General features: G+C 72.0%; 8 protein-coding genes. 3 read left to right on the forward strand and 5 right to left on the reverse strand.

Translation table 11 applies throughout. The features are described from left to right. Window positions 1-20: 20 nt before the first annotated feature. From treZ to ACTOQ1_RS33000, 5 genes are all read right to left on the reverse strand, one after another. On the reverse strand, window positions 21-1,748 hold the full coding sequence (gene treZ, locus ACTOQ1_RS32980) for a malto-oligosyltrehalose trehalohydrolase (protein ID WP_440071873.1): 1,728 nt from the start codon (window positions 1,746-1,748) through the stop codon (window positions 21-23). Between the two features lie 3 nt (window positions 1,749-1,751). Continuing rightward, window positions 1,752-4,337, reverse strand: a complete 2,586-nt coding sequence (gene treY / locus ACTOQ1_RS32985; protein ID WP_440071874.1) for a malto-oligosyltrehalose synthase — start codon at window positions 4,335-4,337, stop codon at window positions 1,752-1,754. Beyond that, entirely contained in the window at window positions 4,330-6,435 is a 2,106-nt protein-coding gene (gene glgX / locus ACTOQ1_RS32990; protein ID WP_440071875.1) for a glycogen debranching protein GlgX, read from the reverse strand. The genes treY and glgX overlap by 8 nt, the downstream gene beginning before the upstream one ends. 239 nt (window positions 6,436-6,674) lie before the next feature. Beyond that, window positions 6,675-6,827, reverse strand: a complete 153-nt coding sequence (locus ACTOQ1_RS32995; RefSeq protein ID WP_440071876.1) for a hypothetical protein — start codon at window positions 6,825-6,827, stop codon at window positions 6,675-6,677. Between the two features lie 120 nt (window positions 6,828-6,947). Next, entirely contained in the window at window positions 6,948-10,355 is a 3,408-nt protein-coding gene (locus tag ACTOQ1_RS33000) for a BTAD domain-containing putative transcriptional regulator (RefSeq protein ID WP_440071877.1), read from the reverse strand. Between the two features lie 168 nt (window positions 10,356-10,523). On the opposite strand from ACTOQ1_RS33000, the gene mscL reads away from it, so the two are divergent. From mscL to ACTOQ1_RS33015, 3 genes are all read left to right on the forward strand, one after another. Next, complete coding sequence (mscL, locus tag ACTOQ1_RS33005) at window positions 10,524-10,952, forward strand: large conductance mechanosensitive channel protein MscL (protein ID WP_440071879.1); 429 nt, start codon at window positions 10,524-10,526, stop codon at window positions 10,950-10,952. Between the two features lie 135 nt (window positions 10,953-11,087). Then, on the forward strand, window positions 11,088-14,174 hold the full coding sequence (locus ACTOQ1_RS33010) for an AfsR/SARP family transcriptional regulator (protein WP_440071880.1): 3,087 nt from the start codon (window positions 11,088-11,090) through the stop codon (window positions 14,172-14,174). A gap of 257 nt (window positions 14,175-14,431) precedes the next feature. Further along, window positions 14,432-15,118, forward strand: coding sequence for a hypothetical protein (locus tag ACTOQ1_RS33015; RefSeq protein ID WP_440071881.1), 687 nt, complete (start codon window positions 14,432-14,434; stop codon window positions 15,116-15,118). Window positions 15,119-15,316: the final 198 nt, after the last annotated feature.

Here is a 15,316-nt window from a genome sequence, read left to right on the forward strand (position 1 = left end):
AGGAGCGGCGAGGCAACGGCTCAGAGGGCAGGATCCAGCCTCACCACCGCGAGCGAGCGAGGAGGCAGGAACAGCTCCTCCCCCTCCGCGGTCGCCGACGGGTCGGAGGCGAGCAGGATGTGGCCGGGCGCGAACCGGCCCGTCCCCAGCTTGACCGTGAGCGCGACCGGGCCGAGGTTGGCCGCCACCCTGAGCCCTCCCCGGTGCACGACCAGCCAGGACTCGCCGTGGTCGACCCGTACCCGATCCAGCCTCGGGTCCGTCAGCTCGGGGTGGGCGCGGCGCAGCGCGATCAGGGCGCGGTACCAGTCGAGGTGGGCCCGGTGGGCGTCGTCGTCCAGCTCGCTCCAGTCGAGCTTGGAGCGCAGGAACGTCAGCTCCTCGCCCGGATCGGGAGCCTTGTCCGCCCAGTCGTCGTAGCCGAAGCCGACGAACTCCCGCCGCCGCCGCTCGCCCTCGCCCTCGCGCAGCTGCGGCTCGACGTGGTCGGTGAAGAACAGGAACGGCGCCCGCGTCCCCCACTCCTCCCCCATGAACAGCATGGGCGTGAACGGCGAGGTCAGCAGGAGCCCCGCGGCCAGCCGCAGCGCCTCGGGCGCCATCCGGTCGCCCTCGGCCCGGTTGCCGATCTGGTCGTGGTTCTGCGCGCAGCAGACGAAGCGGTAGCCGGGCACGTGGGACGCCGGGCGGCCGTGCGAACGCCCGCGGAAGGACGAGTAGGTCCCGTCGTGGTAGTAGGCGCGGGTCAGCACCTTGGGCAGGGCGCCGTAGAAGTCGTCGTAGTAGCCGTGCCGCTCACCGGTCGCCGCCACGTGCAGGGCGTGGTGGACGTCGTCGTTCCAGGCCGCCGCGAGACCGAACCCGCCGGCCTCGCGCGGGGTCATCAGCCGGGGGTCGTTGAGGTCGGACTCGGCGATGAGCGTGAGCGGCCTGCCCACCGCCGCCGACAGCGCCTCCGTCTCGACGGCGATCTCCTCCAGCAGGTGCACGGCCCGGTCGTCGTGCAGCGCGTGCACGGCGTCCAGCCGCAGGCCGTCGATGTGGTAGTCGCGCAGCCACTGCAGCGCGTTGCCGACGAAGTAGGCGCGCACCTCGTCGGAGCCGGGGCCGTCCAGGTTGACGGCCTGCCCCCAGAAGGAGGAGGCGCTGGAGTGGAAGTACGGGCCGAAGGGGGCGAGGAAGTTGCCCGAGGGGCCGAGGTGGTTGTAGACGACGTCGAGGATCACGCCGAGCCCGCGCCGGTGGCAGGCGTTCACCAGGCGTTTGAGCCCGTCGGGGCCGCCGTAGTTCTCGGTGACGGCCCACAGGTCCACGCCGTCGTAGCCCCAGTTGCGCCCGCCGGGCACCGGCGGCACCGGCATGATCTCCACGAAGTCGACGCCGAGCTCCACCAGGTGCTCCAGCTTGCCGATCGCCGCGTCGAAGGTGCCCTCGGGGGTGAAGGTGCCGATGTGCAGCTCGTAGATGACCGAACCCGGCAGGTCACGGCCCTTCCACAGGGCGTCGCCCCACTCGAAGCGGTCGTGCTCGTAGACCCGGCTCGGCCCGAAGATCCCCTCGGGCTGCCAGCGGGTCCTGGGGTCGGGCAGCGCCTCGCCCCCGTCCAGCCGGAACCGGTAGTCGGTCCCGTGCCCGGCGCCGGACACCTCCGCCGTCCACCAGCCGCCCCCGGCGGACGACATCGGGTAGCGGACCTCGCCGATCTCCACGTCCACCGCCGTCGCCCGCGGCGCCCATACCTCGAACATCGGTCAGTCCCTTTCCAGCAGCGCGACAGGGTGGATGGACAGCAGGTGGGCCAGCGGGATCCGGCCGGTGTACTCGGCGCCCGACAGCAGGTCCCGCCACGTGCCGTGCGGCAGGGTGAGCGTGGTGCTCCCCCAGCCGCCGCGCCGCTCCAGGCCGACGGGCAGCCGGGTGGCCACCGTCACGGCCCGCTCCCCCCTGGCGAAGGCGATCGCGTGCTCCCCGGCCTCGATCGGGACGTACGGCGCCTCGGGGTCCAGCCTCCGCCGCAGGTCCAGGGCCTGGGCGGTGACCGCCAGCTTGGCCTCGTCCCACGACAGGCTGCCGGTGGCGGCGGGGCTCGGGTGAGGCTCGTCCGGGTGGGCCTGGCTCGCGTGGGCCTGGGCCGACGAGAGCATCCGGCGGCGCAGCGGGAAGTCGACCGGTCGCCGGTTGTCCGGGTCGACCAGGGAGAAGTCGGTGATCTCGTTGCCCCAGTACAGGTCGGGCACGCCGGGCAGCATGAGCTGGACGAGCTTCTGGCTCAGCGAGTTGGACCTGGCGTACGGCTCGATCCTCGCGGCGAACTCCGCGACCGAGGCGCCGCACTCCTCGACGGCCCGGCCGACGAAGTCGCGGATGCCGCGCTCGTAGGCCGGGTCGGGGGTGGCCCAGGAGATCGAGGTCTTGGCCTCGCGGGCCGCCTTGAACAGGTAGTCGAAGAACCTGTCGGGCCCGATCGGCCAGGAGGCCATCAGGTTCTGCCAGGCCAGGTAGTCGAGGGCCGGGTCGAAGGAGACCTTCGAGGACCACTCGCCGACCGCCGCCGCCCACTCCCCCGGCAGCTCGGACAGCACGGCGAGCCGGGCCCGTACGTCCTCTGAGCGCTTGGTGTCGTGCGTGGAGAGCGTCGTCATCGTGCCCGGCGACATCTCCCGGCAGAACGCGTGGAACTCCTCGACCGACCCGCCGAACCGGTCGGGCTCGCCGCCCACCTCGTTGAGGCAGGACAGGGGGTACCAGCGGTAGAGGGCGGTGTCCTCGACGCCCTTGGCCATCACCGGGCCGCAGGTCTGCTGGAAGCGGGTGACCGCCTCGGCGGGCCCGTTCAGGACCCGTTCGACGACCTCCGCCACCGGGGCGCCCTCGGGCAGCCGCCCTGCGGCGACCCGCCCGGCCTCCTCGACGATCCTGACCGAGGTCTCGGGCACCGGCTCGCCCGGCACCGCGTAGGCCCGGTAGACCGGCATCGCGGCGAGCAGTTCCACCAGCGTCTGCCGGTCGGAGCCGACGACGGCGTGCAGCCGGTCGATCTCCGAGCCGAAGAACAGGTTCAGCACCTCCGCCTTGGACTCGCGGACCACGGCGGCGTAGTCGTCCCGCACCCCGGTCTGCTGGGCGAACAGCTCGACCAGCGGCTCCTTGCCCGCCGGGTCGACGAACAGCCCGGTGATCCGGTTGAGCGTCTCGTAGCCGGTGGTGCCGTCGCACTCCCAGTCGGCGGGCAGCCGCTCGGAGCCGACCAGGATCTTCTCCGCCACGGTCCACACGCCCGCGCTCTCGCGCAGCCGCGACAGGTAGCCGCGCGGCTCGGCGAGCCCGTCGGGGTGGTCCACCCGCAGCCCCTGGATGACCCCCTCCTCGACGAGCGAGAGGATGACGGCGTGCGTGGCGTCGAACACCTCCGGGTCCTCCACGCGCACCCCGATCAGCGAGGACACGTCGAAGAACCGGCGGTAGCCGGGCCCGCGCCGCCAGTCGACGAGCCGGTAGTGCGTGTCGGGCAGCGGGAACTCGTGGTCGTGGTAGCGCAGCACGTCGCCGTCGGCCACCACCTCGCCCGAGTCGCCGAGCACCGGCATGTTCACCTTGCCGACACCGACACCGACACCGACACCGACACCGCCGTTCTCGCCGTCCTCGACGGACCAGTCGATGTCGAACCACGACGCGTACGGCGAGTCCGGCCCGTCCTTGAGCACCGACCACAGCTGCGCGTTGCCCGACTCGGGCACCGGGATCGTCATGTGGTTGGGCACGATGTCGACGACGACGCCGATCCCGTGCTGGGTCAGCGTCGCCGACAGCTCCCGCAGCCCCTCGACGCCGCCGAACTCCTCGCGGACGCGCGAGTGGTCGGTCACGTCGTAGCCGTGCCGCGACTCCGGCACGGCCTGCAGGATCGGTGACAGATAGACGTGGCTGACGCCCAGGTCCCGCAGGTAAGGGGCCAGCTCGGCCACCTTCTCGAACCCGAAGTCGGGAGTGAGCTGGAAGCGGTAGGTCGAGATCGGCACCCCGTACGAACCCGGCGGCGGCGGGGGCGCGGGCACCTCCTCGGGAAGCGACAGGGGGTCGGGGACGTCCACGCCGGTCCTGGTCCCGGGAACGGACTCCGGCAGGAGCTCGTCATGGGCGACCTGCGGCGGGACGGCACCGGGCGGGGTCTCGGGCGAGATCTCCGGCAGCGGGTCCGGCGGCATGCCGGGCCCGGGTTCCGGCACGGGTTCCGGCACGGGGCCCGGCTCGGGCACCGACTCCGGGGGGACGATCCCGGGCGCGGGCTCCAGCGGAACGGGCTCGGGGACGGGCTGGATCACGGGCTCAGACACGGCGCAGCACCCTCACCGAGCGGCCGACGACCGGCACGCTCTCTCCGGCCCGGCAGACCCGGGTGTCGACCGTGATCGGCATGGCCGTGTCGATCTCCGTCAACCACATCTCACCGTAATCCTTGGGCAGCGTGAACTTGATGACGTCGTGGTGGGCGTTGAACAGCAGCAGGAACGAGTCGTCGACGATCTGCCGGCCCCGGCGGTCGGGCTCGGTGATGGCCTCACCGTTCAGGAAGACGGCGAGCGACTTGGCGTACCCCACGTTCCAGTCGGCGTCGGTCATCTTCTCCCCTCTCGGAGTGAGCCAGGCGATGTCGCTGAGGTTCTCCTCCGAGCCGCGTACCGGCCGTCCGTAGAAGAACCGGCGCCGCCGGAAGACCGGATGGTCGGCGCGGAGCTTGGCCAGCCGCCGGGTGAACTCCAGCAGCAGCCAGTTCTCCCTGATGTCGGACCAGTCGACCCAGCTCAGCTCGTTGTCCTGGCAGTACACGTTGTTGTTGCCCCGCTGGGTACGGCCCAACTCGTCGCCGTGGGAGATCATCGGAACGCCCTGGGACAGGAACAGCGTGGTCAGGAAGTTGCGTTTCTGCTGCTCGCGCAGGGACTCGATCGCCAGCGAGGCGGGCCCCTCCTCGCCGCAGTTCCAGGAGCGGTTGTCGTCGGCGCCGTCCCGGTTGTCCTCGCCGTTGGCCTCGTTGTGCTTGTGGTTGTACGAGACGAGGTCCTGCAGGCTGAAGCCGTCGTGGCAGGTGACGAAGTTGATGGAGGCGGCGGGGCGGCGGCTGTCGTCCTGGTAGAGGTCGCTGGAGCCGGTCAGCCTGGACGCGAACTCGGGCAGCGAGGCGGGCTCGCCCCGCCACAGGTCGCGGATCGTGTCGCGGTACATGCCGTTCCACTCGGTCCACCTGGCGGGGAAGTTGCCCACCTGGTAGCCGCCGGGACCGACGTCCCACGGCTCGGCGATCAGCTTGACCTGCGACAGCACCGGGTCCTGCTGGACCAGGTCGAAGAAGGCGCTCAGCCGGTCGACCTCGTGCAGCTCGCGCGCCAGCGTCGAGGCCAGGTCGAACCTGAAGCCGTCGACGTGCATCTCGATGACCCAGTAGCGGAGCGAGTCCATGATCATCTGAAGTACGTGCGGGGAGCGCATGAACAGGCTGTTGCCGGTGCCGGTGGTGTCCATGTAGTACCGCTTGTCGCTGTCGACCAGGCGGTAGTAGTCGGCGTTGTCGATGCCGCGCATGCTCAGCGTCGGGCCCAGGTGGTTGCCCTCGGCCGTGTGGTTGTAGACCACGTCGAGGATGACCTCGATGTTCGCCTCGTGCAGGGCCTTGACCATGGCCTTGAACTCCAGCACCTGCCCGCCGCGCTGCCCCGTGCTGGAGTAGGCGTTGTGCGGCGCGAAGAACCCGATGCTGTTGTAGCCCCAGTAGTTGGTCAGCCCCCGCTCGGCGAGGACGTGGTCGGTGACGAACTGGTGCACCGGCATGAGCTCGATCGCCGTCACCCCGAGGGCGGTCAGGTGATCGATGATCTCCGGGTGGCCGATCGCGGCGTACGTGCCGCGGATCCGCTCGGGGATCTTCGGGTGGTTGATCGTCAGGCCCTTGACGTGCGCCTCGTAGATCACCGTGTTGTGGTACGGCGTGCTCGGCGGCCGGTCGTGCCCCCACCCGAAGAACGGGTTGATCACGATGGAGCGCGGCACGAACTCGGCGGAGTCGGCGTCGTTGCGGCTGTCCGGATGGCCGAAGCGGTAGCCGTACACCGCCTCGTCCCACTTCACGTCCCCCTCGACCGCCTTGGCGTACGGGTCGAGCAGGAGCTTGGCGGGATTGCACCGCTGACCTCTCGGCGGGTCGTACGGGCCGTGCACGCGGTAGCCGTACCGCTGCCCCGGGCCGACGCCCGGCAGGTATCCGTGCCAGACGAAGCCCTCACACTCGGTGAAGGTGACCCTGGTCTCCTTGTTCTCCTCGTCGAACAGGCACAGCTCGACGCGTTCCGCGGCCTCGGTGAAAAGCGCGAAGTTGGTTCCCGCGCCGTCGTAAGTGGCCCCGAGAGGATAGGGGTCACCCGGCCAAATCTCGATCATCAGTCCCTCTTGAACGTGGAGACCTCCGCCTTGAGGCGGAGGAGAGAACACGGCACGACGCCGCGCTGCGGATTTCCCTCGAAAGTCTGAGCGAGCTCGGCCGATGGGGGGAGGACGTCAACGCGCCGCCTTCCAGCGGTGCAGGAATATGCCCCGTGTTCGCCTGGCCATGCGCACATTCCCACTCCTGTGACGGTGATCTCAGATCCTGGCGATGACGCGCGTCGACCGAGCGTAGATCAGACCGGGGTGGAGATGTCCACCACCGCCCCGCCGGGGTCGAGCGGCGGGCGGCCGCACCGACCGCGGAACCGGTCGCGCGGGGGCGCGACGACCGTGGTCCCGGCCGGACGGCCGGACGGGATGTCGGTCACCACACGGTTGACGGCCATGCACGCTCCTCGCTCCTCCTGGCCCCCGGCCACGGACACCCTCAGGCCTTTACCACCTAACCCTCTCGTCGCAGGCGAAACGTACCGGCCGGCGCGCGGACCGCGGGGCGTCGCGGCCGATCACGCCCCCGGCGGGCGGAGCGTCTCGCCCAGCGCGCGGAGCGCGGGCCCGTAGACGCGCAGCCCCGCCCCGGCGGCGAACGCCTCGGCCGCCCGCAGATGGGCCCGCGCCCGGTCCGCGTCGCCGCCGAGCAGGGCCAGCCTGGCCAGGCACAGGTCGGTCAGCGACCAGCCCAGCAACCGGCCCGCGTGCGGGGCGAGCCTGCCGTACAGGACCCTCCCCGCCGCCTCGTCGCCGAGCGCCGCGCAGATCTCGCTGACGGCGTCCGGGACGAACCGGTAGGCCAGCTCGGGGCCTATCGCCGCGAAGCCGTCGCGGGCGAGTTCGGCGAAGGCGTCGCGCGCCTCGGCCGTCCTGCCCAGGTCGACCAGGGCGAGGCAGCGCAGGATCCGCCAGGGCTTCTGCCCCGGACGGCGGGCCAGCATCTCGTCGGCCAGCGCGAGCGCCTCCCCCGCCCTGCCCGGCTCGGGAACCCTGCCCGGCTCGGGAACCCTGCCCGGCTCGGGAACCCTGCCCGGCTCATGGACCTTGCCTGACTCATGGCCCCTGCCCGGCTCGTGCGGATCATCCAGCTCGTGGCCCCTGCCCGCCGCCCGCAGGGACAGGAAGCGGAACACCTCCCGCCGCAGCGACGCGTCGTCCCTGCCCAGCGCCCCCTCGGGATGGGCCGCGCCGGACGCGTCGGCCGCGGCGAGCGCGTCGGCGAAGCGCCCTGACAGGTAGGCCCGGACCGCGACCTGCCAGGCGGCCAGGCTCACCATCGAGGGAAGCCTGAGCCGCTCCGCGGTCTCCCTCAGCCGGTCCAGCAGTTCCGCGGCCCGCCCGGCGGCCCCCCTGGCGGTCAGCTCGACGTACTCGTTCTCCCTGCCGATCCACTCGACGGCCAGGTCACCGGTGCGGCGGCCGATCTCCGCGATCTCGCCGGCGATCGCCTCTCGGCGCTCGTGGTCATGGCCGGAGCGCAGCAGGATCTCCAGGACGATCAGCGTCCTGGCCAGGGTGGGCTCGTCACCGGCGAGGCGGGCCAGCCGCACCGCCTCCCCCGCCATCTCCACGCTCCGCTCGACGGGCCGTACGGTGGAGCCGGTCAGCGCGGCGGCGGCGAGCAACCGGGCCCGCCACGGCGAGTCCGCGGCCAGATCCGAGGCGAGGACCCGGTCGACGCGCCCGGCGAGCCGGTCGATGCCGGTCATCTCCTCGTACATGGCCACAGAGATCGGGTCGGAGAACCCCAGCACCGCCCTGGCCAGCCGGTTGTCGTCGCCGAGCCGTTCGGCGATCTCCGCGGTGGCCTCCAGCGAGGCGTGGGCCGCGGCGCTCATCCCCGCCGCGGTCTGCGCCTCGGCCAGGTCGAGCAGGAGGTCGCAGCGGAGCGCGTCGTCGGGCTCCGGCAGCCGGTCGATCATCGCGATCGCCCTCTCCAGGCCCTCCACCGCGTCCTCGTGGGCGAACTGCGCGCTCGCCTGGGCCGCCGCGCGCCGGGTGTAGCCGATGGCCCTGCCCGCCATCCGGGAGTTCAGCAGCCCCTCGCGACAGTGATGGGCGATCTCGGTCAGGCGCGTCCCGCTCCGCTCCTCCAGCACCTCCGCGATCCGCGCGTGCAGCCTCCTGCGCCGCAGCGGCGGCAGCGCCTCGCGCAGCACGTCGCGGACGATGTCATGGACGAAGCGGCAGCTCGGCCCGTCCCCCTCCACCAGCAGCCGGGCCCCCACGGCGGCGTCGACGATGTCGAGGACCCGCTCCTCGGGCAGCCCGGCCACGCGCGTGAGGATGTCGGTCGCCGCCTCCCTGCCGAGCAGCGCCGCGACGGTCAGCACCTCCTCGGTGCCGGGCGGCAGACCGGCCATCCGGCCGCGCACGACGTCCGACAGCGCCTCGGGGGTCTCCCCCAGCCGCAGCACCTCCCCCAGGAAGAACGGGTTGCCCGCGGTCAGCCTGCCCATCTCCGCGGCCAGCTCGGGGTCGGCGCCCGCACGTCCCAGATACTCGCGGATCTCCTCCTCCGCCAGGCCGCGCAGCAGGAGCCGCCGCACGTGCGGCAGCCGCAGCAGCGCGCCGAGAGCGTGCTCCAGCGGTTCGCCGGGGCGTACGTCGGTGTCGCGGTACGTGGCCACGACGGTCAGCTCGGGGCAGAGCCGGGCGGAGGCCAGGAACTCCAGCAGGCGCAGCGACGAGGTGTCCGCCCACTGGAGGTCGTCGAGGACCACCAGGACCCGGCCGTGCTCGTTCAGCAGCCGGGCGAACGCCTCGTACAACGCGAACTGCCCGAGCTGCCCGGCCTGCCCGGCCTGCCCGGCCTGCCCGGCGGGTCCGGCTCCGGCCAGCCGCGCCAGCTCACCGTCCCTGCCGACCAGGTCCCGCGCGGCCTGCGTCCAGGGCCAGAAGGGCGGCGCGCCGGTGCCGCCCCAGCAGCGGCCCCACACCACCCGGTGGCCGCGCGCCCGCGCGACCCCGGCGGCGTGCTCGGCCAGGCTGGTCTTGCCGATGCCGGGCTCCCCGGCGAGCAGCACCACCCGGTGCCCGTCACCGGCGACCGCCCGTTCCAGCACCTCCGCCTCGGCGTCCCTGCCCACCAGCCCGGTGACCTTCTCCTCCTCTTCCTCCCGCGCCGCCGTCCGCCCCACCCCCACCGCGAGGCGGGGCGCCAGCGCGGGATCCTGGCCGAGGATGCGCCGTTCCATCTCCCTCGACCGGGGATCGGGGTCCAGCCCCATGTCCTCCATCAGCAGCCGGCGCCCCTCGGCGAGCACGCCGAGCGCGTCGGCCTGCCGTCCCGCCTGGTAGAGCGCGTGGGCGGCGAGCACGCGCAGCCGCTCCCTGAACGGGTGGGCGCCGACCAGGTGGACCAGCCCGCCCGTCAGCGCCGCCCCCCGGCCGAGCGCGAGTTCCGCCTCGGCCAGGTCCTCCTCGATCGTCAGCCGCAGCTCGGCCAGGTGCGCGCTCTCCTCCACCGCCCAGGAGGTGCCCGACAGGTCCGCGAGCGGCTCCCCGCGCCACTCCCCCAGCGCCAGCCGCAGCTCCCTGACCGCTCCCTCGTGGTCGCCCCCGGCTCCCAGGCTCCTGCCCCCGGCCGCGTGCCCCCGCGCCCTGCCCAGGTCGATCGCACCGCCCGGAACGTCCAGCGCGTAGCCCCCCGGCCTGCTGACCAGCACCACCGGGGGCACGTTCCTCGTCCTGCCCGGCTCGAAGACGCGGCGGAGCTTGGAGACGTACGCCTGCACGGTGTTGAGCGCCCCCGGCGGAGGGTCGCCCTCCCAGAGCGCGTCGATCATCCGGCTCGGGCCGACCGGCCGCGGGGCGGCGAGGACGCACATGGCCAGCACCAGCCGCTGCTGGTAGGGGCCGATGTCCAGCGCCACCCCTCCGTCGGCGAACACCTCGACGGGGCCCAGCACACGAAAGTCCATCCGACCGCCTCGCTCACGAACTGCGCCGATCGTAGCCTTCCGCGCCCACCACCCCGCGCGGCGACGTCCCGGCACTGTCTCTTTTCCGCGGAATGCCCGGAAAATACGGAAGTTTGGCCGTCGACAGGGGGGTAGTCCGACCGTCCTCACGAGTGGAGGACATGAGTGATGGGCGGATTCAAGAAGTTCCTGCTGAGGGGCAACCTCGTCGAGCTCGCCGTGGCCGTCGTGGTCGGGGCGACCTTCAGCGGGCTGGTGCAGGCACTGGTCAAGGACCTCATCACACCGTTGATCGGAGCGATCACGGGCGGCAGGAATCCGGACTTCTCGCAGTACGTGTTCACGATCAACGGCTCCCGGTTCATGTACGGCGACTTCATCAACCACCTGCTGAGCTTCCTGATCATCGCCGCGGTCATCTACTGGCTGGTCGTGATGCCGATGACCCGGCTGATCGGCTTCTTCGACAGGAACAAGAAGGCCACCGAGAAGGAATGCCCGGAGTGCCTGAGCGACATCCCGATCGACGCCAAGCGCTGCGCGTTCTGCACCGTGGAGCTGTCGCGGGTCGCCGCCGCCGACAGGCCGCCCGCCTAACGCCGGCTCGGCGGGATCCCCCTGGACTCCCGGGTTCCGTGGCCCGTTCCAACCCCCGGGAATCGTTAACGATCATTGACGGTCGGGGGGAGGTCGGGCAAACTTGGCCACTGCGAAACCTTCCAGGGGAGTGGTATGGACTTCTCCGTCCTGGGGCCGGTCGAAGTGAGAGCCGACCACCAGCCGCTTCCCCTGGGCGGACGCAAGCAGCGGGCCCTGCTCGCGATGCTGCTCCACCACGCCAACAGGTCCGTGGCCGACGACCTGCTCGTGGACGCGCTCTGGCGCGAGCACCCGCCGAAGACGGCCGACAACAACCTGCGCCTGTACGCCTCCCGCCTCCGCCAGTCCCTGGGCCACGAGCGGGTCCTGCGCCGGCACGGCGGCTACCTGCTGGTCGTGCACCCCGGTGAGCTGGACATCCATCGATTCCAGTCACTGGCGAAGAACGGCCGCGACGCGTTCCTGCACGGTGACCACCACGAGGCCGCGGACTTCCTCCACCAGGCCCTGCGGCTGTGGCGCGGCCCCGCGTACGGCGATCTGCGGTTCGTCGAGGACCTGTCGGGCGAGGCGGCGCGTCTGGAGGAGCTGCGGCTCACCACGCTGGAGAACCGCGTCGAGGCCGACCTCGCGGTGAGGTTCCAGCCGGAACTCGTCGCCGAGCTCACCGGGCACGTGAACGCGCACCCGCTCCGCGAGCGCCTGCGGGCGCACCTGATGGTGGCGCTCACCCGCGCCGGCCGGAGTTCCGAGGCGCTGACGGTGTACGCCGACACCCGGCGCCTGCTGAACGAGGAGCTGGGCGTCGAACCCGGGGACCGGCTGCGCGACCTGCACCGGCTGATCCTGGCCGGGGAGCGGGCGAACCCCGAGCAGGTCGCGAGCGTGCTCGCCGAGGACGACCGGGACGAGCAGCCGAGAACGAAACGGGGGCCGGCCGAGCCGCGCGAGCCTCCCGCGGAACTGCCGATGAACATCGCCGACTTCGCGGGGCGCGAGCAGCACGTCAGGGAACTCGTCGCGCGACTGGACGACCGTTCCACGACGACCGTCTCGGTCATCACCGGAATGGGCGGCATCGGCAAGACGGCCCTGGCGGTGCGCGTGGCGCACCAGCTGGCCGACAGGTTTCCCGGGGGGCAGCTCTACGTCGACCTGCACGGCGCGCACGAAGAGGAGCAGGAGCACCCCGGCGACGTGCTCGGGCGGTTCCTCGTCGCGCTGGGCGTGCCCGGGTCGAGCGTCCCGGAGTCGGTCGAGGCCCGTGCCGCGCTGTACCGCAGCCGCCTGGCCCGCGCGAACGTCCTGATCGTCCTCGACAACGCCGCGTCCGAGCAGCAGGTGAGACCCCTGCTCCCGGGCGCCTCCGGCTGCGCGGTGATCGTCACGAGCCGCGCGAGGCTCTCCGGCCTGGAGGGCGTGCGAGCCGTCGAGCTGGACGTCCTGAGCACCCAGGAGGCCGTGGAGCTGCTCTCGCGGCTGATCGGGCACGACCGCGTCGCCGCGCAGCTCTCCGCCGCCACCGAACTCGTCTGGCTGTGTGACCGCATCCCGCTCGCCGTGCGCGTCGCGGGCGCGCGACTGGCCGCCCGCCCCCGGCAGAGCATCGCCTGGCTCGTCGGGCGGCTCGGCGACGAGCGCGGGCGCCTCGACCAGCTGGTCGTCGGCGACCGCGCGGTCAGGGCGAGCCTGGCCCTGAGCTACGTCGGTCTCCCCGCGAACGCGCGGCGCGCCTTCCGGCTGCTCGGCCTTCTCGACGTCCCCGGCTTCGCGAGCTGGGTCCCCGCCACGCTGCTCGACTGCCCGCACGAGGAGGGGGAGACATACCTGGAGTCTCTGGTGGACGCGCAGCTCGTCACCATCTCCGGGGTCGACGCCACCGGGCAGGCCCGCTACCGCTTCCACGACCTCGTCCGGCTGTACGCCCGCGAGCGCGCGGAGGCCGAGGAGGAACCGGCCGAACTCCTGCTCGCGACGACCAGGGCGTTCGGCGCGTGGCTCTGGCTGGCTGAACAGGCCATGGAGCACGTCCACGGCGCCTGCTACGCCGTGCTCCACGGCCCGGCGCCGCGTCGGGCACTGCCCGGCGACGTCGCCGCGTCCCTCCTGCGCGACCCCCTCGCCTGGTTCAACGCCGAGCGGACCGCGCTGGCCGGTCTCGTCGAGCAGGCCTGCGTCCTGGAGCTCGACGACTTCGCCTGGGACCTCGCCGGATGCCTCGAACGCTACTTCGACTCCCACGGGTTCTTCTCCGAGTGCCGGCGCCTCAACGAGCGGGCCATGCTGGCCTGCCGTACGGCCGGGAACCTCCTCGGCGAGGCCGTCATGCTGCGCGGGCTGCTCGACGTGACCACCTGGACCGGTGTCGAGCACGAGGGCGGCGCCATGGTGGCGCTGCACACCAACGCCGTCCGGCTCGCGGAGATGTTCACCGAGGCCGGCGAGTTGCGCGGGCTGTCGGACGCCCACGTGATGTGCGCCTGGGGCCTGGCCGCGCAGGGATTCGTCGAACCGGCCGTGGAGTCGGCGGGGACGGCGCTGCGCCTCGCGGAGGAGACCGGCCACCTCGGCGGCCGGGCGCGCGCCCACCTGGCGCTCGGCATCACGCACGGCCAGCGGGACGTCCTCTCGGCGATCCCGCACCTGGTGAGCGCGCTGGAGGTGGCGGAGACCCTGGGAAACCCGCGCTTCGAGGCGACGTCCCTGCAGTTCCTCGGCCTCGCGTACGTCGAGACCGGCCAGCCGGAACCCGCGGAGCGGTGTCTCAACCGCTCCCTCGTCATGTCCCGGGTGGCGCGGGACCCGGCGTCCGAGACGATGACCCTGGTCACGCTGGCGAAGCTCTACAGCGGCGAGGGCGACGAGCGGGCGCGCCCCACGGCCGTCACCGTGGAGGAGCTCAGCCGCCGCTACAACCTCACCCACCACCTGGCCGACGCCCTCTGGATCCTGGGCGACCTCGACCGCGCCGACGGCGACCACGCGCGGGCGGTCGAGCGCCTGACGGAGTCCGTGGCGCTGTGGCGGACCCGCAGCTGGACGACGTACCTGGCCGGCGCGCTCCGCAGCCTCGGCCTCGCCCACGCGGCGGCCGGCGACAGGGAGAGGGCCGTCAGGTGCTGGCGTGAGGCCCACGAGCTCTTCACCGTCATCGGGGACGGGACGAAGGCGGACGACCTGGCCGGGCTCCTCGGGTCATCGATCACCGGCTGCCCCTGATCGGTTTGTTCGGTATATGCGGAAAATATGCAGCGGCTCCGTAGCGTCCGGGTGGCAGGAAATCACGTGGTCGTTCGAGGCTTCACGATCCGTACGAGGATGAGCGGGTACGGCGGGCTCATCTCTGGCAGGGTCACACAGGGGCTGACCCTTCCCGCGCATCGTGAGCGCTCAGGCCACCGGCGCGTCCTCCGGGTCGATCACCCGATCGGTCCGGCCCTTTCCACCGGGAAAGGCACCCGGAGGACAATGGAGCCGTGAGTTTCGAACTGGCCGTCTGGTACGAGCCCAAACCGATCACCAGGGAACACGCGGAGCAGGTCTTCCTGTCCCTCCACCGTGGGGCCTCAAAGGACCCTGGAACGCCTCCCCCCGGGGAGCCGGAGGCGACGCTCCCGCATGGCGAGGACCCCCGCCCCGAAGAGCGGGAGGACGCCGAGGCGTACCCGGGGGTGACGGCGTTCGCCGATCGGCTGCCCGGGGCCGAGTGGCTCTCCCCTGACCACGTCCTGGTCAGCATGGACCCGGAGCGGGCCGACGAGGTGTCCGCCGAGGTCTTCGCCCTGGCCGCCGAGTGCGGGCTGGTCTGCTACGACCCGCAGCGCGGCCTGGTGCACAACCTGTCTCCGCGAGGCGTCTACCCGACCATGGAGATGCGGACGGGCGACGGGATGATCGTGGTCGGGCCCGACCTCCAGCTCATCTCCGACGCGCTCGCCACCATGTCCCCGCAGAACCCGTTCACGGCCCTGGTCGTCTTCGGCGAGCACTTCGTCCAGAGCTCCCCGGAGATCTCGGGCTACGAGCTGGAGTACAAGGACAGCGTCAGGAACCGGATGTTCCGCACGCACGTCCCGGACCTGGGGGCGGTCCAGGAGGCCTTCACCGAGTACGCCACCGGCGAGCGCGCCTTCCTGGAACGCCACGACTGGAAGCTCGTCTGACTTCCTCTCGGTGGGGTGTTTCCCTTCCCGTGCATCCGGGGCGCTTCCCTTTCCGGGTGTGTGGGGCGCTTCCCTTCCCGTGTTCCTGGGGTGTTTTCCTTCCCGCGTGCTTTGGGGTCTTCCGGGGGTGCGGGTGGGGCGTTTTCCGGGTGTGCTCGGTGTGGTTGTTGTCGGTGCTCGCTGCGGTGGGCGGGTGTT

This window comes from Streptosporangium sp. OZ121 (genome assembly GCF_051918885.1).
Lineage (GTDB): Bacteria > Actinomycetota > Actinomycetes > Streptosporangiales > Streptosporangiaceae > Streptosporangium.

Excerpts from the sequence above, each read along its gene's own strand:
- treZ (WP_440071873.1), bottom strand. The coding sequence starts at position 1,748 with ATGTTCGAGGTATGGGCGCCGCGGGCGACGGCGGTGGACGTGGAGATC.
- glgX (WP_440071875.1), bottom strand. The coding sequence starts at position 6,435 with ATGATCGAGATTTGGCCGGGTGACCCCTATCCTCTCGGGGCCACTTAC.
- ACTOQ1_RS32995 (WP_440071876.1), bottom strand. The coding sequence starts at position 6,827 with ATGGCCGTCAACCGTGTGGTGACCGACATCCCGTCCGGCCGTCCGGCC.
- ACTOQ1_RS33000 (WP_440071877.1), bottom strand. The coding sequence starts at position 10,355 with ATGGACTTTCGTGTGCTGGGCCCCGTCGAGGTGTTCGCCGACGGAGGG.
- mscL (WP_440071879.1), top strand. The coding sequence starts at position 10,524 with ATGGGCGGATTCAAGAAGTTCCTGCTGAGGGGCAACCTCGTCGAGCTC.
- ACTOQ1_RS33010 (WP_440071880.1), top strand. The coding sequence starts at position 11,088 with ATGGACTTCTCCGTCCTGGGGCCGGTCGAAGTGAGAGCCGACCACCAG.